The following is a 20,405-nucleotide window of genomic DNA, read 5'->3' as shown; positions in this document are numbered from 1 at the left end:
GTTATTCAGCAGCTTTCAGCGGCGGACCGGTCGGATGGTCCGTGTCTTCTGTATCTTCCGAGGTTGGGGGCACCGGCTGACGTTCGTCGCCCCAGACAACTTCGGTCGCCTGCGCCTGCCGGACGGCCTTGCCTATGGCCATATCCTGCGCGACCTGGCTGGACCTGCCGGCCGTTGCCCGGGCCAGCAGCCTGCCCAGCCACACGGCATAGGTGGTGACCCAAACCCGCAGCGCCAGGAACGAAGGCGTCACGATCAGGGTTAGAACCGTCGCGATGCCAAGCCCGAAGACCACGGCAGTGGCCAACTGTTTCCACCACAGGGCGGTCGGGCTGTTGATGGAATAGCCACCGTTGATGAAGTCCAGCGACAGCCCGAACATCATCGGCGTCAGGCCCGCCATGGTGGTCAGCGTGGTCAGCAGAACCGGCCGGATACGGGCCTCGGCCGTGCGGATGATGGCTTCGATCCGCGGCATATACCGGCTGTATTCCTGATAGGTGTCGATCAGAACAATGTTGTTGTTCACCACGATCCCCGCCAGCGCCACGATGCCGGTGCCGGTCATGATGATCGAAAACGGCTGCTGCATCACCAGCATCCCGATCAGAACACCGGTCGTCGACAACACGACCGCCAGCAGAACCAGAACCGAGTTGTAGAACGAGTTGAACTGGGCCAGCAGGATCACGAACATCAGCCCAAGAGCACCGGCAAAGGCGTTGACAAGGAACGCGCCCAATTCCTCCTGATCTTCCTGATCACCGGTCCATTCCCAGCTGATGGTATTGCCGAACGGGCCCGTTTCCAGCCACTCGGTCAGGACCGCAATGCGTTCGTTCGGGTTGATCAGCGAAAAGCGCGCATCGCCGGCTTCGACCGCGGTGCGCAAATCCTCGACCGAGTCTGATCCGGTCAGAAGAACAAGCTCGAACTCGGAACCGCCCGGACCGGTGAACGCTGCGCCGGTCGGCTCAGCACCTTCGGCTACTTCGCGCACAATGGCCAGCCTCTGTTCGGTTCCGTCCGGTGCATCGGTGACAATCTTGCTCAGGCCCGGCTCTACGTCGGCCTTCACGTCGAAATACCGTTCCTGATCAACGCGGTTGATCTCGGCCAGTTTTGCCACGGGTTTGCGCGATACGAAGTTGGACAGCGGCACCAACCCGTCCGGAGTTCTGACCTTCAGCGTGTCGAGCGTGGACAGAACCCGATCTTCGTCGGGCAGGCGAACGCGGATTTCGATCTCTTCGTCAACATTGTCCGGGCGCATTTCGCCCAGCAACAGGCCGCGCGTGACCAGTTGCACCATCGCGCCCACTGTTGCCACATCCGCGCCAAAACGGCCCGCCTTGGCCACGTCGACATCAATCTGCCAGTCGATGCCGGGCAGGGGCAGGGTGTCCTCGGTCTTGATCAGGCCGGGGGTGGCGTCGAACACCTCGCGGGCGGCGAGCGTTGCTGTCGTCAACTCGTCCCAGCTGTCGCCCTTGATCCGCAGATGAACGGGCTTGGCCGAGGCCGGGCCCTGCTCCAGCGGCAGAATCTCGACGACAATTCCGGGAATCGTCGCCAGTTCCGCATTCAACTGATCCAGTACGAAATCGCCGTCAAAGTCCGGCGCGACAGTTTCGCGGTCCAGCAATCCGCCCAGGATGGGTTCAGAAACGTTCGGGCGATCTTCCCATGGGATGATCTCGAACTGTACCCGTCCAACCGTATCAGCCGGCGCCTGCGCGCCGCCGTTGTTCTGGTTCAAACCACCTTCGCCCGCAAAGGCAAAGACATTGATCACGGCAGGGTGCGTGCTGATGATCTCTTCGGCGGCCAGAACCATTGCATCCTTTTCAGCCAGAGAGATGTTGCCACGCGCGCGGACATAGGCGGTTGCCTGTTCCGGTTCGCTTTCGACGAAGAACTCGACACCCCGGTTGTTGGCTCCGTAGATCGCCATGACCTGAAAAACGGCAAAGCCAACGGCCAGGATCGAGACGATCGGCATGATCGGATTGCCAACAAGAAACTTGATGACATGACCGAAAAGCGTGTGTTCGCGTGCGGTATGAACGTGCTGGTCCGGGGCGCGCTCAATCCTGGCCGCGCTCAGCGTCACGGACCCGGCAAAGGCACCGAGCAGGAACAGGAACGCGCCAAAGATCACGCCGCCGGACGCATCCGCAGGCATCAGATAGGACGGGTTCAGCATCTGCATCGCGCCCAGAAAAATCATGTAGACCGAAGGCGGAACCATCACGGCCCGGACCCACCACGGCGTGCGGGCCCGCAGCCAGTTGGATGTCCGGTCGAATACCCGGCTCAACCGCCCCGAAACACCGCCCATGACCGGCAGGTAGATCAGCGCAACGATCAGCGAGGCCGACAGAACAAATATCAGCGTGACGGGCAGCATGCCCATGAACTCACCCGGAACACCGGGCCAGAACAGCATCGGCAGGAAGGCGCACAGGGTCGTGGCCGTGGACGACACGATCGGCCAGAACATCCGCTGCGCGGCTTCGACATAGGCGTGCATCGGGCCCACGCCTTCCTTGATGCGCTTGTCGGCGTATTCGACGACAACGATGGCCCCGTCGACCAGCATCCCGACTGCCAGGATCAGCCCGAACATCACGATGTTCGAAATGCTGACACCCATGACGGCAAGGAACGCAAAACACAAAAGGAACGAGGTCGGAATGGCAAAACCCACAAGCAATGCGGCGCGCGTTCCCAGCGAGGCCAGCACCACGATCATCACCAGTGCAATGGCCGTCAGAACCGATCCTTCAAGCTGACTGACCATCGACCCCACAATACGGCTTTGGTCATTCGAGGTTCCCAGTTCGATAGCAGCCTGCATCTCGGGTGGCCATTTTGTCCGCGCCTCTGCAATGGTCGATTTCACATCCTCAACCGTGTCGATCAGGTTGAAGCCCTTGCGCTTGACCACTTGCAACGCGACCGTCGGTTCCCCGTTAAAGCGGGCGGTGCCTTCGCGGTCCTCGAACGTATAGTTGATCTGGGCCAGCTCGCCGAGCGTGACCACGCGGTCGCCATTGACCTTGACGGGCAGGTCATAAACGTCCTGCGCGGTTTTGAATGACGATGGGATCTTGACCGAGAAGGTGCCCTGTTCGGTTTCGACCTCACCCGCCGCGATCAGTTGGTTGTTGTTCTGAACGACGTTGATCAGTTCCGCTGCGGTGACGTTATAAGCCTCAAGACGCAGGGGATTGATGATCACCTCAAGCATTTCATCGCGATTGCCTGCGATGCCGGCTTCCAGAACGGAATCCATCGCTTCCAGATCGTCCTGCAAGTCCTTGGCCACGCGCGCCATCGTGCGTTCCGGCACGGCCCCCGTCAGGTTTACGATGACGATAGGGAACTCCGAAAAGTTGATTTCCGTCAGCGAATACTGTTCCGCCCCTTCCGGGAACTCGGCCTGCGCGCTGTTCATTGCGTCGCGCACATCAGCCATGATCGCCGTCTTGTCCCAGCCGAAATCAAACTCCAGCGCGACACCGGCATACCCTTCGGCAGCGGTCGAGGTCATCTCCTTCAGACCATCCAGATCCGCCAGTTCGGTTTCCATCGGTTTGACCAGAAGGTTTTCCGAATCTTCCGCCGAGATGCCCGGAAACTGCACCGATACAAACAGCGCCGGAATTTCGATGTCCGGCTCGCCTTCCTTGGGCAGGCCGACATAGGCAAACCCACCGACAACCAGCGAGATCGCGATGAAGGCCAGAACCATTCGGGCCCGGCCGGCGGCCCAGCTTACGATACCGGTCATTGTTCAGCTTCCAGATAGGTGGGCTCGACCATGACGCCCTGTGTCACGAATTCTTGCCCGACAACGATGATGTTTACCGTTTCCGGCAACCCGTCGACCCAGACGCCCTGTGCCGTATCCCGCAACAGGCGGATTGGCCTGAAGTCGACGACATTGCCTTCGCCAACGGTGCGCACGCCAACTTGCCCTTCATTGTTCAGGGTCATGGCGGATTGCGGCAGCAGATGCGCCTTTGTGCCTTCGGCAGCGATGCGGATATCGGCGGTCTGACCGTCACGAATGGCCAGTTCGGGGTTTGGAACGGTGATCTCGACCTCGAAGGTACGCGTGGTTTCATCGGCCGAACGGCTCAGAAACGTGACGCGGCCTGCGACCTGCAGACCTGTGACCAACTGCGCCGACGCCTCTGAGCCGACGATGACGCGGTTGACCTCGGCCTCGGGCACAAAACCGACTAGCTTGATCGGATCAAGCTGGATAACCGTCGCGCAGAGCGACCCGGGCTGCATCAGGCTGCCCAATTCGGCGGTATCGCTTTCAAGCAATCCCTTGAACGGGGCTTCGATGGTCTGGCGGTCGATTTCGCGCTGCGCGGCCTCGACCTCGGCCGTGGCGGCCTCGATACCGGCGCGCGTGGCCTCCAGCCCGGCTTCGGCGGTCTTTACGCCGGCTTCGGCCGCCTTCATTGCGGCCTCGCTGGAAATTCTGCGGGTTTCCGACCCAAATCCGGTTTCCGACAGTTTGCTTGCCGCCGTCAGGTTGATTTCCGCCTCGGCCACAAGGGCGTGGGCTTCTTCCAGACGGGCTTCGGCTTCGGGCACGCGGCTTTCGGCCTCAAGTTTGCCGGCCAATGCTTCGGCCAGACTGGCCGGGCGTGTGCCGGGGTCAAGTTCGCACAGCAGATCGCCGGCCTCGACAAACGCGCCCTTGCGCTTGGGTTCCGAGATGACGGTCGAGGTCGTCTCGGCCAGAACTTCGACCTGACGATTGGCCTTTGTCTGACCACGCAACAGCACCGCGCTGTCGATTTCGCGCGCCACGGATCTCACTGCAACGACGCCCATAACCGACTGATCCGAGGGCGATTCACCGGCTGATTCCGCGCTTGCGGCTGCGTCGGCGTCGCCATCACCCCGGCCAGCGAAGGCAAACAGCGCGTCCCGCTCAAAAACAAGATAGAACAGCGCAACAACAACCAGAAACGCATTCACGAATGAAATCAAGCGCATACAAAACTTCTCCCAGAATTCTCAGCCGATTATCCGTCGGCGTGCATGCCTGAAAATGGGGTCGGTCACGCACTATTTCTACGCTAAACTGAATAGTTCGGTTCATTTTTTTGCGCAAGGGTTGTGTGCCGCTGCGGAAATGAGCGAATTCCGACCCTTGGCTTGGCAAAGGCACCGGGGTATGACATGGCGCTATACAGTGGGACACAGCCCGGGGAGCAGGGATGAGCGACGTCGACAGTTTTATTGATGAGGTGACCGAAGAGGTCCGCCGCGACCGTCTTTTCCTGCTGTTGCGCCGTTGGGGTTGGGTTGGCGTCCTAGCCGTTATTCTGATCGTTGGCGGAGCGGCGTTCAATGAAATTCGCAAGGCGCGCGCCACCAGTCAGGCCGAGGATCTGGGCGATGCGATTCTGACAGCCCTGGCACAGAACGACTCGGCCGAGCGTGCGACCAGCCTTGCCGAAATTCAGGCGGCAACGCCCGGTGGTGATGCGGTTCTGAACATGCTCCTGTCTTCTTCGCAGGTCGAGGCCGAGTCGCGGCAGCAAGCGGTGGACAGCCTGAACGCTATTTCAGTTCAGGGCGATCTGCCGGAAATCTATCGCGCGATTGCCACGTTCAAGGCGCTGCTTCTGCAGACGGAGACTTTGCCGGTCGCTGATCGTCGTCAGCAGTTTGAGGCACTGGCCGCGCCCGGTGCGCCACTGCGATTGCTGGCCGAGGAACAACTGGCATTGATCGATGTGTCGGAAGGAAACGTGGATGCCGCGATTGAACGTTTGCAGGCGTTGCGTCAGGACGCAGAGATTGGCGTAGACCTTCAGCAGCGCGCGGCGCAACTGATTGTTGCGCTTGGCGGCGAACCGGAACCGCTGGTGGCCCGGCAGGGCTGACACGGCGGCCGAAACAATAACAGGCGAGTTCGGAGTAACATGGTGACAAGTCTTTTCCCCCGCGCAGGATTGTCGATTGCGGCTGTTTCATTGGTTGCGCTGGCCGCCTGCCAGGAACCCGAAGTCATCCTTCCCGGTGCCCGCGAAGACATCCGGCCTGCATCCGATACGGAAACCGTGGAAACCCGTGGTGCCAAGCCCATCAGCCTTCCGGCGCAAAAGGCAAATGCCAACTGGCCGCAAAGCGCAGGAACTGCCGCGTACCGGACAACCAACGCGGCATTGCGCGCAACACCGCAACGCGTCTGGTCCACTTCGATCGGCAATGGCGATTCCCGCAAACAGCGGATTACGGCGGAACCCGTTGTGGCCGGTGGCCTGATCTACACACTGGATTCCGGGGCAACCGTCTCTGCCGTTTCACCGCAGGGGCAGGTCGCGTGGAGCCAAAACCTCATTCCCCCGAATGACGGCGATTCAGACGCCACCGGCGGCGGCATGGCCTATTCCAACGGGGTTCTTTACGTCTCGTCCGGGTTTGGCCGGCTGACGGCGCTGGACGCGAAAACCGGCGCGATCAAATGGCAAAAGCGCCTGAATGCCACCGGCAGCGGCGCACCACTGGTCAATGACGGCCTGTTGTATCTGGTGGCCGGTGATGAAACCGGCTGGGCCATTGACACCAAGGATGGCCGCATCGCCTGGCAAATTCAGGGAACCCCAAGCGTCGGAAACGTGCTGGGTGCGCCGGCACCTGTCATCGCGTCGGATCTGGCCGTCTTTGCTTTCGGCTCGGGCGATATCGCCGCGACCTTCCGCCGGGGCGGAATTCGTCGCTGGAACGCTTCGGTCGCGGGCGGGCGTCGCGGGCGCGCTGCCGCTCAGATCGTGGACGTGACCGGCGGACCGATGGTCGTCGGTGACACCATCTATATCGGCAACCATTCTGGCCGCACCGTTGCCTTCAACTCGGGCTCGGGCGAGCGGAAATGGACCGCCGATGAAGGGGCGGTCGATACGGTCTGGCCTGCGGGCAATGGCATCTTCCTGATCAGTGACCGCAGTCAACTGGTGCGGCTGGACAGCGCGGACGGGTCGGTTGTCTGGGCGCAGGACCTTCCGGGTTTTGTCAAGGACAAGCCCGGACGTCGCGGACCGATCTATGCCCATTACGGCCCGGTTCTGGCGGGCGGGCGCATCGTCATCGCCTCGAATGACGGGTTTCTGCGGTTCTTCAATCCGGTTGACGGAACGCTGGTCCACACGGTCGAAGTGCCGGGCGGCGCGACCACGGCACCCGTTGTGGCCGGGCAAACGCTGTACGTTGTGTCGACCAAGGGCGAACTGCACGCTTTCCGTTGACGACAAGATGCGCTAAAGGGCGCGTCTAAGTCTTGAAAGTTGAGTATCATGTCGCTGACCCTCGCCATCGTGGGGCGCCCGAATGTGGGCAAATCCACCCTTTTCAACCGCCTTGTGGGCAAACGTCTGGCTCTGGTCGACGACCAGCCCGGCGTGACACGCGACCTGCGTGAAGGCGAAGGGCGTCTGGGTGATCTGCGCTTTACAGTGATCGACACGGCGGGGCTGGAGGATGCCACCGACGACAGCCTGCAAGGCCGCATGCGTCGCCTGACCGAACGTGCGGTGGACATGGCCGATGTCTGCCTGTTTATGATCGATGCGCGCGTGGGGCTGACACCGACCGATGAGATGTTTGCCGAGATTCTGCGGAAACGCTCCAAGCATGTGATCCTGGCCGCCAATAAGGCCGAGGGCAGCGCCGCGGATGCTGGTGTGCTTGAGGCCTATAACCTGGGTCTGGGCGAACCGGTCCGCCTGTCCGGCGAGCATGGCGAAGGGATGACCGACCTATATGCGCAGCTGATGCCGTTGGCCGATGCCGCCGAGGAAAAGGCCGAGGACGACGCGCCGGAAACCGACATCGAACTGGATGAGGATGGTGAGGGGGAAACTCCGCTGATCACTTCGGCCAAGCCGTTGCAGGTGGCTGTTGTGGGGCGTCCGAATGCCGGTAAGTCCACCCTGATCAATAAGATCATGGGCGAAGACCGCCTGCTGACGGGGCCCGAGGCCGGGATCACCCGCGATGCGATCAGTTTGCGGGTCGACTGGGCCGATCCGGACGGTGGCAGCACGCCTATGCGCATTTTCGATACCGCAGGGATGCGCAAAAAGGCCAAGGTGCAGGAGAAGCTTGAAAAGCTTTCGGTCTCGGACGGTCTGCGCGCGGTCAAATTTGCCGAGGTCGTGGTGGTCCTGCTGGATGCCGCCATCCCGTTCGAGCAACAGGACCTGCGCATCGCCGATCTGGCTGAGCGCGAAGGACGTGCCGTCGTCGTTGCCGTCAACAAATGGGACGTGGAAGAGAACAAACAGGAAAAGCTGCGCGATCTGAAAGAGTCGTTCGACCGCCTGCTGCCGCAACTGCGCGGCGCGCCTCTGGTCACCGTTTCGGCCAAGACGGGACGGGGGCTGGAGCGTTTGCGGGCCGCGATCCTGCGCGCCCATGACGTTTGGAACCGCCGTGTACCCACCGCAACGCTGAACCGCTGGCTGACGGCCATGCTGGAGCAGCATCCGCCGCCAGCCCCGCAGGGTCGCCGGATCAAGCTGCGCTATATGACCCAGGCCAAGACCCGCCCGCCGGGGTTTGTGGTCATGTGTTCGCACCCGGACAAGATGCCGGACAGCTATACGCGCTATCTGGTCAACGGTCTGCGCGAGGATTTCGACATGCCCGGAACGCCCATCCGTCTGACCTTGCGCGGGCAGGGTGACAAGAACCCCTATAAGGGGCGGCGTAAGAAAAACGCGGGCGCGTTGGCCAAACATCTCAAGGGTCGCGCGTAACTGCGCCAATTTTCAGCATTTTCAGCCGGGGGGCGTGACAGGCCTCTGACTGCGCGCTAGCATTCTATGGCGCGCATCTGTTCTCGCGTGCAGCCTTGTGCGCGGACCGTCCGCGCCTATTTTTGAAACGACATTGAACCGGGCCATCGTAGGGAGCGGACTTGATGGATCTGAGGGAATACACTCGACACTACGCGGTACAGGACAACAGCTTGGCCGCGCTCAGCTATTTCGGAACCTTTGCGGTGTATTTCGCATCGCTGGCCTTGGCGATTGTCTATGTCGATCGCTGGTACATCATGGTCCCCGCCGGAATCGTGTTCGCGTTTTCCGCTGTGCGCCTTTATGTGTTGCAACATGATTGCGGACATCATTCTCTGTTTGAGACACGCGCCCAGAACGAATGGGCGGGTCACGGGCTGTCGCCCTTCACCTTTGCGCCTTTCGAGGTGATGAAGCAGAACCACAACCTGCATCACGCTGGTATCGGCAATCTGGAACACCGTGAAACCGGTGAAATCCATACGATGACCCTGCGTGAATGGAACGAAGCCGACTGGAAAACCCGTCTGTTTTATCGCCTGTACCGCAATCCGTTCATTCTGGTGCCGGTCGGCGCGCTGTTCACCTATTTCATCCGATACCGCTGGCCCAAGAACACGGTTCGTTTTGGTGTGACGGGCGTTCTGCTGCACAACCTGTCCATCGTGGTCTTTCTGGGGCTGCTGTATCTGATTGCCGGAGCCGCGGGCATTCTCGTCTGGCTGGTCTTCTCGCTGCTTGGCGGCATGCTTGGCGTCTTCCTTGTCTACCTTCAGCACAATTTTGAAGACACGTATTGGGACCGCCGCCCCGATCTGGATCCGAAACTGGCGGCGCTGCAGGGCTCGTCCGCTCTGGACTTCGGGTGGTGGTTCGACAATGCGGTGGCTTGCATCACCCTGCACGACATCCACCATTTCAATGCGCGCATACCGTCTTACCGACTGCGGACCTGCCACTATAACCTGCCGTCCGAATACACGCCGCGCCGGATCAAATTCCCCGAAGCGGTTGCGGCGCTGAACCTCAAACTCTGGGACGAGGACGCAAAGCGCCTCGTACCTTTCCCCAAGAAAGATCAAACCGGTAACCTGGCCCACAGCAACTGACGCAATAAGTCTGCGCGCTTCGGGTTGCAGTAGTGTATATCTTGTGTATATACGTAAGCCAGGGAGACACAGAAAGGACGAGTAATGACCGCAGTGACCGACGTTAAGGGTGTGGGAGAAGCGCTGGGACAGGCGCTGATCGCGAATGGTTTCAAGACCGCGGAAGCCATCGCCAAGGCGGCCCCCGCAGACCTGGTCAAAGTCCCCCGGATTGGAACGGCGCGCGCGCAGGTTTTGATTGCCGCCGCTAACGAAGCCATCGCGGCCAAGCCAGCGACAGCAAAACCCGCATCTCGTCGCACAACTGCCCGCAAGCCAGCGCGCCGACCGGCCGCGCGCAAAACCGTTGCTGCTGCCGCGGCCGAAAAGCGGGCAGAAGAGGCTGCCCGCAAAGCCGCCGAAGAAAAAGCAGCCGCCGAGGCGGCCGAAGCCAAGGCCCGCAAGAAAGCGAAAGCCAAGGCAAAAGCTGAAAAAGCCGCCAAAAAGCTGCAAGAGATGGAAGCCGCGTTTTCCAAGGCCAAGGACAAGGTGAAAGCCAAGGCTAAGAAAGACAAAAAGTCCAAGAAGGACGACAAAAAAAAGGACCAGAAGAAAAAAGACGGCAAAAAGAAAGACAAGAAGAAGGACAAGAAAAAGACGAAGAAGTAATACCTCTTCGCCTTTGGGTCTTGTGGAACCGGCGCATCGCCTGGCGTGCGCTGGTTTTTCTTAGGCCAGTGTCCCGTCCAGTTGCAGGGTCAGTTTGCCGCCAAGATACGGGGCCAGAACTTCGGGCAATGTGACGGTGCCGTCTGCGTTCTGACCATTCTCCAGCACCGCGATCAGGCAACGCCCCACAGCCAGCCCGGACCCGTTCAGGGTGTGCACGTATTCCGGTTTGCCACCTCCTTCGGGGCGGAACCGGGCGTTCATGCGCCGGGCCTGGAAGTCGCCGCAGGTCGAGACAGAGCTGATTTCGCGATAGGTGTCCTGACCCGGCAACCAGGCCTCAATGTCATAGGTGCGGCGCGCGCCAAAGCCCATGTCGCCGGTGCACAGGATCACGGTGCGATAGGGGATGCCCAACTGTTCCAGTATGCCCTCGGCACAGCGCAGCATACGCTTTTGTTCCTCATCCGAGTTATCGGGATGTGTGACCGAGACCATCTCAACCTTTTCGAACTGGTGCTGGCGCAACATCCCGCGGGTGTCCTTACCGGCGCTACCGGCCTCGGATCGGAAACACAGGGAATGCGCGGTGTAACGGCGGGGTAGGTAACTTTCCTCGATCATCGTGTCGTTCACGATATTGGTCAGCGACACCTCGGACGTCGGGATCAGCCACCATCCCTCGCGGGTCTGATAGCTGTCTTCGCCGAATTTCGGCAGTTGGCCGGTGCCCTGCATCATTTCGGACAGGACCAGAACCGGGGCGTTCACTTCGGTCAGGCCGTTTTCATTGATATGCGTGTCCAGCATGAATTGTGCCAGGGCCCGATGAATGCGGGCTACCCCGCCGGACAGCAGCACAAAGCGCGAGCCGGACAGTTTGGCCGCCGTTTCGAAATCCATCCCGTTCTGAACGGCTTCGATCTCGAAATGCTCCCTGGGGGCGAAATCCAGCGCGCGCGGTGTACCCCAGCGATTGACCTCGACATTGTCGTCTTCGTCGGCCCCATCGGGCACGTCCTCGGCCGGCAGGTTGGCGATGCGGATCAGTTGATCAGTCAGCAACGCGTCCAGATCCTTGGCCTCGGTCTGCATCTGGGCGATTTCGGCCTTTTTCTCGGCCACCAACGCGCGCAGGCGTTCGAACTCGGCCTCGTCGCCGCGCCCTTTGGCGGCACCGACCTCTTTGGATGCCTTGTTCTGTTCGGCCTGCGCCGTTTCCGCGGCCAGAATCTTGGCCCGGCGACTTTCGTCCAGCCGCAGCAAATCTGACGACACCGGCGCGTCCCCACGGCGCGCGATGGCGGCGTCGAAGGCGGCTGGGTTTTCGCGAATGGCGCGGATGTCGTGCATGGTTCAGATCCTTGAATGTGTGAATCACTGCGGTCGCTTATGCACCATCTGACAGGCGGGGTGTAGCGCCGCATTGGATTTTGCGGCGTGTTATCCGTCAGATCCCCGGATTCATGCGCCAGATGGCCAGCCCAATGTTCCGCGGGAGTCTCTGGCTCGGGCGGATCCGCTATGTAGAGGGTGTCATGATCCGGACGCAATTTTCGTTGAACTCGGTCGGGATATAGCGATGCAAGTCTGAACGGATTCCGGGAATGATGCTGCCGCATGTCTTATTCCCGTTGACCTGATAGGTGATCGTGTAATCTGCCAGAGCGGTCCACAGAACAAATGGCCCGGGCCTGGTCTTGCCCCCCCCGGCTGTGCGGGGCCGCTTCGATCATCATCGTCTCAACCTTAGGTCTGGATAAATTGCGTCATTGCTCCTCATCTCGGTCAACAAAACCCAGGCAATCTCATCTTCCCGGTGAGTAACTTTACCCGCCTGCCAAGTCCCGGAAAAAGCAAACCTGTTGCTTTAGGTGGCCGCGTGTTTCAAAGATTGACATCTTGTGCCACCTGTCCTTGCAAACAGGCATTCCAAAGAATAGGTTCTCGCCAAATTTGCGGAGCCTATTCGCAATACCAAAACAAAAGGAATATCCCATGGAAGGTGGCGCAATCGCCCAGTTTCTCCCGCTGATCCTGATTTTCGCGATCATGTATTTTCTGCTGATCCGTCCGCAGCAGAAGAAGATGAAAGAGCATCAGGCCATGGTCGAGGCCGTGCGCCGGGGCGATCAGATTGTCACCCAGGGCGGATTGATCGGCAAGGTGTCGAAGGTCAAGGATGGCGAAAACGAGATCGAGGTTGAACTCGCCGAGAACGTCAAGGTCCGTGTGGTAAAATCGACTATTGCGCAGGTTCTGAACAAGACCGAACCAGCGAAGTAACTTCGCGCGACAATCCCTTGAAAAGGCAGGGTAATGCTGCAAATTGATACCTGGAAGCGGGTTCTGATCTGGTCGGTCTGCGTGATCGGCCTGCTGATGGCCCTGCCGAATGCGTTCTATACGCGCGTCGAGCAATCCAACGATGCCAAGGCTGCGATCGAGCTTGGCATCGACACCCCCGAAATGCAGGCCGCGGCGGCGCAGTGGCCGAACTGGCTGCCGTCCTCTCTGGTCAATCTGGGTCTGGATCTGCGCGGCGGCGCGCATCTTCTGGCTGAGGTAAAAGTCGAAGATGTCTATGAAGCCCGGATGGAGGCAATGTGGCCGGAAATCCGCGACGCGCTGCGTGATGAACGCGCAACCGTCGGCACGATCCGCAAACAGGACTCGGCCCCGGATGAGATTCGCGTGCGCATCAGCCAGCCCGAAGGGATGCCCCGCGCGCTGGAGGTTGTGCGCGGTCTGGCCCGTCAGGTGCAGACCCTGACCGGAGTGGGGGCCACCGATATTGAGGCCCGCGCCGAAGGCGATACCATCGTCGTGCAACTGTCAGAGGCCGAGAAACTCGCCTCGGACGACCGCACCGTGCGTCAGGCGCTTGAGATTATCCGCCGCCGGATTGACGAAGTGGGTACCCGTGAACCCACCATTCAGCGTCAGGGCGCGGACCGCATTCTGATCCAGGTGCCCGGCATCGGCAGCGCCGGAGAGTTGAAGGGGATCATCGGCACAACGGCGCAGCTGACTTTCAATCCTGTCGTGAGCCGCGGAACAGACCCGGATGCCATTCCGGGTGTCGGGGAAAAGGTCGTTCCTTCGATTGATGAAGACGGCGTGTATTACATCATCGAATCCGCCCCGGTCGTGACCGGCGAGGAACTGGTGGATGCGCAGCCCTCGTTCGACCAGAACGGCCGCCCTGCGGTCAGCTTCCGGTTCAACACCTCCGGTGCACGTAAATTCGGCGATTATACGCTTGAAAACATTGGCGCACCTTTCGCCATCGTTCTGGATGACGAAGTGATCTCGGCCCCCGTGATCCAAAGCCACATACCCGGCGGCTCCGGCATCATCACCGGCAACTTCACGGTGGAAGAGAGCACAAATCTGGCCGTTCTGCTGCGTGCCGGCGCGCTGCCTGCGGGGCTGGAGTTCCTGGAGGAGCGTACCATCGGACCGGAACTGGGGCAGGACAGCATCGACGCCGGCAAGGTGGCAACCGTGGTGGCCTTTGTCGCCGTGCTGGTTTTCATGGCGCTCAGCTATGGCCTGTTCGGGGTTTTTGCCAACATTGCGCTGATCATTAACGTGGGGCTGTTGTTCGGCATTCTCTCGCTGATCGGCGCCACGCTGACCCTGCCGGGGATTGCAGGTATCGTTCTGACGGTAGGTATGGCGGTGGACGCGAACGTGCTGATCTTTGAACGCATCCGCGAAGAACTGAAATCCGCCAAAGGCCCGGCCCGGGCCATCGAGCTGGGCTATGAAAAGGCGCTGTCGGCCATTCTGGACGCGAACGTGACCACCTTCATCACGGCGACGATCCTGTTTGCCATGGGCAGCGGACCGGTGCGCGGGTTCGCCATCACTCTGGGTCTGGGTATCCTCACCTCGGTCTTCACTGCGATCTTCGTGACGCGCCTGATGATCGTGATGTGGTTCGAGCGCCGCCGTCCGAAAATGATCGAGGTTTGACATGAGACTGAAACTCGTACCGCAGAATACCTCGTTCGATTTCTTCAGCCGCTGGAAAATCTGGCTGGGCATTTCGGGCTTGATGATGGTGATCGCCTTCACATCCTTCATGCTGCAGGGCCTGAACTTTGGCATCGACTTCCGCGGCGGAACCACGATCCGCACGCAAAGCGCGCAGGAGATCGACGTAGGCGCCTATCGCGACGCGATCACACCGCTGGATCTGGGCGACGTTTCGATCACCGAGGTGTTCGATCCGACCTTCGGGCCGGACGAAAACGTCGCCATGATCCGCATTCAGGCGCAGGCCGATGCCGAAGCTGTCTCGGCGGCAACGGTTACCGCAGTTGAGGAAGCTTTGAAGGTCGCCGCGCCGGATATCCAGTTCGTGTCCGTCGAATCCGTTGGCCCCAAAGTCTCGGGCGAATTGATCCAGACAGCGGTCATCGCCGTGGTCCTCGCCATCGGTGCAGTCCTTGTCTACATCTGGCTGCGCTTCGAATGGCAATTTGCGCTGGGGGCTGTCGCCGCACTGGTGCATGACGTGATCCTGACCATCGGGATCTTCTCGGAACTGCAGATCCGCTTCGACCTGGCAATTATCGCGGCGCTGCTGACCATCGTGGGCTATTCGCTGAACGACACTGTGGTCGTTTTTGACCGGGTCCGCGAGAACCTGCGAAAGTACAAGAAGAAAGACCTCAAAGAGGTCCTGAACATTTCGATCAACGAGACGCTCAGCCGGACGGTGATGACCTCGGTCACGACGCTGCTGGCGCTGATCTCGCTCTATGTGCTGGGCGGGGACGTGATCCGCGGCTTCGTGTTCGCGATGATCTGGGGCGTGGTCGTCGGTACCTATTCTTCTGTCTTTGTGGCGTCGACCATCCTGCTGTGGCTGGGGGTCAAGCGCGACTGGTCCAAGCCGTCGAACACGGCGGGCAACCAGTTTGCCAACATTGATGCCTGATTATTTTGGCCAGTCCCCCACGGGGCTGGCCATCATCCTGTTTGCCGCTTTCCTCGGTGGCGTAGTGCGCGGTTTTTCCGGTTTTGGAACCGCGTTGATTTTCCTGCCCATAGCAACGCCTTATCTTGGCCCGTTCGGGGCGCTGATCGGGCTGACCATCATGGATATCTTCGGCCCGCTTCCGAATCTGCGACGCGCCTGGCGCGACGTGGATCGCGGCGATCTGTTGCGATTGGGCGCGGGATGCGCCCTGTTGCTGCCGGTGGGGCTGTGGGTGCTGACACGGGTCGCGCCAGAGGTCTTTCGCTATGCGGTCAGCACGCTGGCGATTTTCATGCTCGTCATATTGATCCTTGGATTGCGGTATCACGGGCATGTTGGTCGAAGCATGGTCACCGGCATCGGCGCAGCCGCTGGTTTTCTGGGCGGCGTTGCCGGCCTGCCGGGGCCTGCGGTGATCCTGTTCTATATGTCGCGCCCTCTGCCGGTCGAAGTGATCCGCGCCACGATCCTGTTGTTTTTGTTCGTGTTTGATTTTCTCATTTTGGGATACCTGACCGGCATGGGGCAGGTGTCCGGGACTGCAGCGGTGTTAGGTCTGGTTCTGGCTGTTCCCAATTTGCTGGGCAACTGGCTTGGCGGCCGGCTGTTCCGACCCGAACGCGAACGGCTTTATCGCGCCGCCGCCTATCTGGTGATTGCGGCTGCGGCCTTGTCGGGCCTGCCGCTTTGGGGCTAGAACACCGCCATGCGCCTGAACGAGATTACCTATAACAATGCCGTGCCTGTAGATGGCTATGGTCCGGGTTTTTTCCGGATCGGAGGACATGTCTACGAAGGGTCTGTTCTGACAGGCCCCACCGGCACATCAAACTGGGGCGGATACCCGGACGACGCACCGCTGCTGGCGCTGTCCGAGGCGGTGGATGTACTGCTGATCGGTACCGGTGCCGCAATGTCCCATATCCCGCCCGAACTGCGCGCGACTTTGGAAAGCGCCGGAATAGGGGTCGAGATCATGAATTCACCGGCCGCCTGCCGTACCTATAACGTTCTGCTGTCCGAAGGCCGCCGTATCGCGCTGGCCCTGATCGCCGTGTAAAGGAATCCCGCTTCATCTGGCTAAAAATACCTCGGGGTGCGCGAGGGGCTGGCCCCTCGCAGCCGCGACACCCACAGGCGCACCGACCGGCGGGCTGCGGCAAATCTCACCTTTTGCCTCTGACGGCAATGAGATAAGCGGAACGCATGACACTGACTGTGACCGATCTGGCCATCACCCGTGGCGGCGTTCCCGTGCTGGAAGGCCTGAGCTTTGCGCTGCAACCGGGCAGGGCGCTGATTCTGCGCGGTCCGAACGGGATTGGCAAGACGACCCTGCTGCGAACGCTGGCTGGGTTGCAGCCGCCGCTGGCGGGGCGGATCGAAGGAGCCGAGGATCAGATTGCCTATGCCTCGCATTCCGACGGGCTGAAACCAACTCTGACGGTGGTTGAAAATCTGAGTTTCTGGGCGTCCGTATTCGGAACCCATGCTATCCAGGCGGCGCTGGACGCATTTGCGCTGAACGAACTGTCGGATCGTCACGCGGGCAATCTGTCAGCGGGCCAGAAGCGGCGGCTGGGCCTGGCGCGGATGCTGGTGACGGGGCGACCGATCTGGATGCTGGATGAGCCCACCGTGTCGCTGGACCGCAGCGCGGTGCAGATGTTCGCCGACGCTGTGCGCGCGCATCTGGGGCAGGGCGGCTCGGCCCTGATCGCCACCCATATCGACCTCGGCCTGGATGGCGAGGTTCTGGATGTCGGCCCAAACAAGGCCAAACCGAAACCGATCGACGATTTCGACGGAGGGTTCCTGTGATCGCCCTGCTGCTGCGCGACCTGAAACTGGCCTTCCGCGCGGGTGGCGGCTTTGGCCTTGGGCTGGCGTTTTTCCTGATCGTAACGGTTCTGGTCCCGTTTTCGGTGGGGCCGCAATCCTCACTTCTGTCCACCATAGCGCCCGGGGTTCTCTGGCTGGGCGCGCTGCTGGCCTGCCTGCTGTCGCTTGACCGTCTGCTGGCGCTGGATTGGGAGGACGGCTCGCTGGACCTTTTGGCCACAGCACCCTTGCCACTGGAATCCGTGGTGACGATCAAGGCACTGGCCCATTGGCTGACCACCGGCCTGCCGCTGGTTTTGGCCGCCCCGTTTCTGGGCGTGCTGCTGAACCTGCCGGTGCCGGGGTTCCTCTGGCTGGTCATCTCGCTGCTGATCGGCACCCCGGCGATGAGCGTCATCGGCACCTTCGGAGCGGCTCTGACCGTGGGTCTCAAGCGCGGCGGGTTGCTGCTGTCGCTGCTGGTTCTGCCGCTCTATGTTCCGACGCTGATCTTCGGGGCCGAAGTTGCGCGCCGCGGTGCCACGGGGATGGAAACACAGACGCCGCTGCTGATGCTGGCGGGGATCACCGCCGCGACAATTGCCCTGCTGCCCTTTGCCAGCGCTGCCGTGCTGCGCATCAACCTAAGGTGACAGGGTTAAACTTTGACCAATGTCAATTGAGAACGAACCCGACTCGGACTAGATAAGGCCCATGTCTATCGCAGCCAAAGCCAACGCCCTTTGGGAATACGCCAACCCGCGCAAATTCCTTGCCACCAGCGAACGGGTGATGCCGTTTTTCTGGATCACTTCGGCTGCCTGCATTGTTGTGGGGCTGGTGTGGGGGTTCTTCTTCACACCGGATGACTACAAACAGGGCTCGACCGTCAAGATCATCTATCTGCACGTACCTGCTGCCCTGATGGCCATCAATTGCTGGCTGATGATGCTGGCAACCTCGCTGGTCTGGCTGGTGCGTCGTCACCATGTCAGCGCGCTGGCTGCCCGTGCCGCAGCGCCGGTTGGCATCGTGATGACGCTGATCGCGCTGGCCACCGGCGCGATCTGGGGGCAGCCGATGTGGGGCACCTGGTGGGCCTGGGACCCGCGCCTGACCTCGTTCCTGATCCTGTTCCTGTTCTATCTGGGCTATGTCGCCCTGTGGGAAGCCATTGAAGACCCGGACACGGCGGCGGATCTGACCGCGGTCCTGTGTCTGGTAGGATCGGTCTTTGCGATCCTCAGCCGCTATGCGGTGAATTTCTGGAACCAGGGCTTGCATCAGGGCGCGTCGGTAATGCGCGCGGCGGCCGTGACCGGGACAGATACCGAAGAGAAGGTCAGCAATATCTATTTCTACCCGCTGTTGCTGTGCATCATCGGGTTCGTGCTTCTGTTCATCGCACTGGTTCTGTATCGCACCGGGACAGAAATCCGGGCACGGCGGATCAAGGCGCTGCTGGCGCGGGAAAGGGTAAACGGATGATGCCGGATCTTGGAAAATATGCCGATACGGTCCTGTGGTCCTATGCGGCGTCGATCGTGCTGCTGGCACTGTTGATTGTGTTCAGCGTCCTGCGCGGACGCAAGGTCCGGGCCGAAATGGAAAAGGTCGAACAAAGGATGACGCGCAATGGCTAAAATCTCGCCCCTGATGATTGCGCCGCCACTGATCTTTGGCGCGTTTGCGGTGCTGGCCGGGATCGGCATGTTCCGCGACGATCCGAATGCGCTGCCATCTGCCCGCGAAGGCCAGCCCGCGCCGCCGGTCGTACTGACATATTTTGCCGGAAAGCCTGGGTTCGACGACGCCACCCTGCGCGATGGGCAGGTTAAGCTGGTGAACTACTGGGCCAGTTGGTGCGCGCCATGCCGGGTCGAACATCCCAACCTGCAGGCGCTGTCGGATGAAGGCATCCCTGTCTATGGCATCAACTACAAAGACCAGCTATCCAATGCCGAGGCTTTTCTGGCCGAGCTGGGCGATCCCTACAGCGGTATCGGGCGCGACGAACAGGGGCGCATGGGGCTGGATTGGGGTGTCTATGGCGTGCCGGAAACCTATGTGATTGATGGCGAAGGCACGATTATCCTGCGTTTTGCGGGGCCCGTCACCCAACGCGTGATCGAAAAGACGATCCGCCCGGCACTGGAAGAGGCGCAAGCCAATTAGGCCCGCTGGGCAACTGGGAGAGTGATGGACAACGCGGAGTTTTTGAACGACGTCGTCACGATTACCCGCCTCGGGGCGGTCACCGTCCTTCTGTGGTTCGGCACCCGCATGTGGGAACTGTGGCGCAAAACCCGACAAAGACAGGAAGACCGTGACGCATTGTTGCGCGCATTGTTCGCCGAGGTGGATTTCAACACCGAAGACCTGACCCGGTTTCTGGACAACGCGCCGGAACTGACCCTGTTTGAAAAACTCTTCCAAAAAAAGGGTTATATCCCTCATGTCACCGACGCGCGCCACACCGAAGTGTACAAGTCGCGCATCAAAGAACTGCATTTTCTCGAAGATGATCTGATATCCGATTTCGTGAAATTCTACGGAGGGCTCGAAAAGGTCAGGTCACAGATCGAGGGGCTGCACAACGCCAGCTTTCTGGAAATCTCGGTCGCGGGCAAAGTCGGCACGATCCGCAACTTGTACAAAACCTGCGAAGCCTGCGAGAATTTTGGCTACAGCATCCTTGGGCGGATGGAGGGACGGTTCACGGACTTAAAATTAAAAAGGCGCCCTAAACAGATGTTCGGGCACCATCAAAGCAATGAGGATGAGCTTTCACACAGGATGAAAGCCTTAACGTCAAACTTGGATCGGATCAGGTCCAAAAGTCATAATTCATAGTCTCCTCTGATACATCCCGAATATAGGCGTCGCGCCCCTTACTTTCAAGTAAATGCAGCGGTCCGGGCGGGAAGGCCGCAGAGATGTTGCATTTGATCCTTCCGGCAGCACTCGGTTCAGATGAGAAATAGCCCAAAAGTGGCA

Annotated in this window: 19 protein-coding genes; 16 read left to right on the top strand and 3 right to left on the bottom strand. The window is 60.4% G+C overall.

The window, feature by feature from the left end:
* Position 1: 1 nt before the first annotated feature.
* Together ACXAC3_RS15305 and ACXAC3_RS15300 are read right to left on the bottom strand one after the other, a co-directional pair.
* Positions 2–3,796, bottom strand: a complete 3,795-nt coding sequence (locus ACXAC3_RS15305; protein ID WP_475161908.1) for an efflux RND transporter permease subunit — start codon at positions 3,794–3,796, stop codon at positions 2–4.
* On the bottom strand, positions 3,793–5,025 hold the full coding sequence (locus tag ACXAC3_RS15300) for an efflux RND transporter periplasmic adaptor subunit (RefSeq protein WP_475161906.1): 1,233 nt from the start codon (positions 5,023–5,025) through the stop codon (positions 3,793–3,795). Before ACXAC3_RS15300 ends, ACXAC3_RS15305 begins: the two co-directional genes overlap by 4 nt.
* Before the next feature lie 224 nt (positions 5,026–5,249).
* Between ACXAC3_RS15300 and ACXAC3_RS15295 the strand changes: the two genes are divergently transcribed.
* The 5 genes from ACXAC3_RS15295 (at position 5,250) to ACXAC3_RS15275 (ending at position 10,594) form a co-directional block, all read left to right on the top strand.
* Entirely contained in the window at positions 5,250–5,921 is a 672-nt protein-coding gene (locus tag ACXAC3_RS15295; protein WP_475161903.1) for a hypothetical protein, read from the top strand.
* A gap of 39 nt (positions 5,922–5,960) precedes the next feature.
* Positions 5,961–7,283, top strand: a complete 1,323-nt coding sequence (locus ACXAC3_RS15290) for a PQQ-like beta-propeller repeat protein (RefSeq protein WP_475161899.1) — start codon at positions 5,961–5,963, stop codon at positions 7,281–7,283.
* Positions 7,284–7,331: 48 nt separating this feature from the next.
* Positions 7,332–8,795 (top strand): ribosome biogenesis GTPase Der, encoded by a 1,464-nt coding sequence (gene der, locus ACXAC3_RS15285; protein WP_475161895.1) that lies wholly within the window; start codon positions 7,332–7,334, stop codon positions 8,793–8,795.
* A 164-nt stretch (positions 8,796–8,959) separates the two neighbouring features.
* A complete protein-coding gene (locus ACXAC3_RS15280) occupies positions 8,960–9,946 on the top strand; it encodes a fatty acid desaturase (RefSeq protein ID WP_475161893.1) in 987 nt (328 codons plus the stop codon).
* A gap of 84 nt (positions 9,947–10,030) precedes the next feature.
* Entirely contained in the window at positions 10,031–10,594 is a 564-nt protein-coding gene (locus ACXAC3_RS15275) for a helix-hairpin-helix domain-containing protein (protein ID WP_475161889.1), read from the top strand.
* 60 nt (positions 10,595–10,654) lie between these two features.
* Here the strand turns inward: ACXAC3_RS15275 and serS are convergent, their stop codons facing one another.
* The gene (serS, locus tag ACXAC3_RS15270; RefSeq protein WP_475161887.1) at positions 10,655–11,947 is read right to left on the bottom strand and encodes a serine--tRNA ligase; all 1,293 of its coding nucleotides are present in this window, start codon (positions 11,945–11,947) and stop codon (positions 10,655–10,657) included.
* A 645-nt stretch (positions 11,948–12,592) separates the two neighbouring features.
* Between serS and yajC the strand changes: the two genes are divergently transcribed.
* From yajC to ACXAC3_RS15215, 11 genes are all read left to right on the top strand, one after another.
* Positions 12,593–12,880 (top strand): preprotein translocase subunit YajC, encoded by a 288-nt coding sequence (gene yajC, locus ACXAC3_RS15265; protein ID WP_475161885.1) that lies wholly within the window; start codon positions 12,593–12,595, stop codon positions 12,878–12,880.
* 33 nt (positions 12,881–12,913) lie between these two features.
* Complete coding sequence (gene secD, locus ACXAC3_RS15260) at positions 12,914–14,575, top strand: protein translocase subunit SecD (RefSeq protein ID WP_475161883.1); 1,662 nt, start codon at positions 12,914–12,916, stop codon at positions 14,573–14,575.
* Position 14,576: 1 nt separating this feature from the next.
* The gene (gene secF / locus ACXAC3_RS15255) at positions 14,577–15,545 is read left to right on the top strand and encodes a protein translocase subunit SecF (protein WP_475161878.1); all 969 of its coding nucleotides are present in this window, start codon (positions 14,577–14,579) and stop codon (positions 15,543–15,545) included.
* Positions 15,538–16,284, top strand: coding sequence for a TSUP family transporter (locus ACXAC3_RS15250; protein ID WP_475161873.1), 747 nt, complete (start codon positions 15,538–15,540; stop codon positions 16,282–16,284). The genes secF and ACXAC3_RS15250 overlap by 8 nt, the downstream gene beginning before the upstream one ends.
* Before the next feature lie 9 nt (positions 16,285–16,293).
* Positions 16,294–16,647: an Mth938-like domain-containing protein gene (locus tag ACXAC3_RS15245; protein ID WP_475161871.1), complete on the top strand. Its 354-nt coding sequence runs from the start codon at positions 16,294–16,296 to the stop codon at positions 16,645–16,647.
* A gap of 146 nt (positions 16,648–16,793) precedes the next feature.
* Positions 16,794–17,408, top strand: coding sequence for a heme ABC exporter ATP-binding protein CcmA (gene ccmA, locus ACXAC3_RS15240; RefSeq protein WP_475161869.1), 615 nt, complete (start codon positions 16,794–16,796; stop codon positions 17,406–17,408).
* Positions 17,405–18,061, top strand: coding sequence for a heme exporter protein CcmB (ccmB, locus tag ACXAC3_RS15235; RefSeq protein ID WP_475161867.1), 657 nt, complete (start codon positions 17,405–17,407; stop codon positions 18,059–18,061). The genes ccmA and ccmB overlap by 4 nt, the downstream gene beginning before the upstream one ends.
* A gap of 61 nt (positions 18,062–18,122) precedes the next feature.
* Positions 18,123–18,896 (top strand): heme ABC transporter permease, encoded by a 774-nt coding sequence (locus tag ACXAC3_RS15230; RefSeq protein ID WP_475161864.1) that lies wholly within the window; start codon positions 18,123–18,125, stop codon positions 18,894–18,896.
* Complete coding sequence (gene ccmD / locus ACXAC3_RS15225; RefSeq protein WP_475161861.1) at positions 18,893–19,051, top strand: heme exporter protein CcmD; 159 nt, start codon at positions 18,893–18,895, stop codon at positions 19,049–19,051. The genes ACXAC3_RS15230 and ccmD overlap by 4 nt, the downstream gene beginning before the upstream one ends.
* Positions 19,044–19,583 carry a DsbE family thiol:disulfide interchange protein gene (locus ACXAC3_RS15220; RefSeq protein ID WP_475161860.1) on the top strand — a complete coding sequence of 180 codons (540 nt, stop codon included), beginning with the start codon at positions 19,044–19,046 and terminating at the stop codon, positions 19,581–19,583. The genes ccmD and ACXAC3_RS15220 overlap by 8 nt, the downstream gene beginning before the upstream one ends.
* 24 nt (positions 19,584–19,607) lie before the next feature.
* Positions 19,608–20,261 (top strand): hypothetical protein, encoded by a 654-nt coding sequence (locus ACXAC3_RS15215; protein WP_475161856.1) that lies wholly within the window; start codon positions 19,608–19,610, stop codon positions 20,259–20,261.
* The last annotated feature ends 144 nt before the right edge of the window (positions 20,262–20,405 follow it).

The sequence above is a fragment of the Ruegeria sp. ABV4_181 genome, from assembly GCF_056158465.1.
The sequence above is the reverse complement of the archived record's forward strand: the minus strand, read 5'-3'. Positions and strand labels throughout refer to the sequence as shown.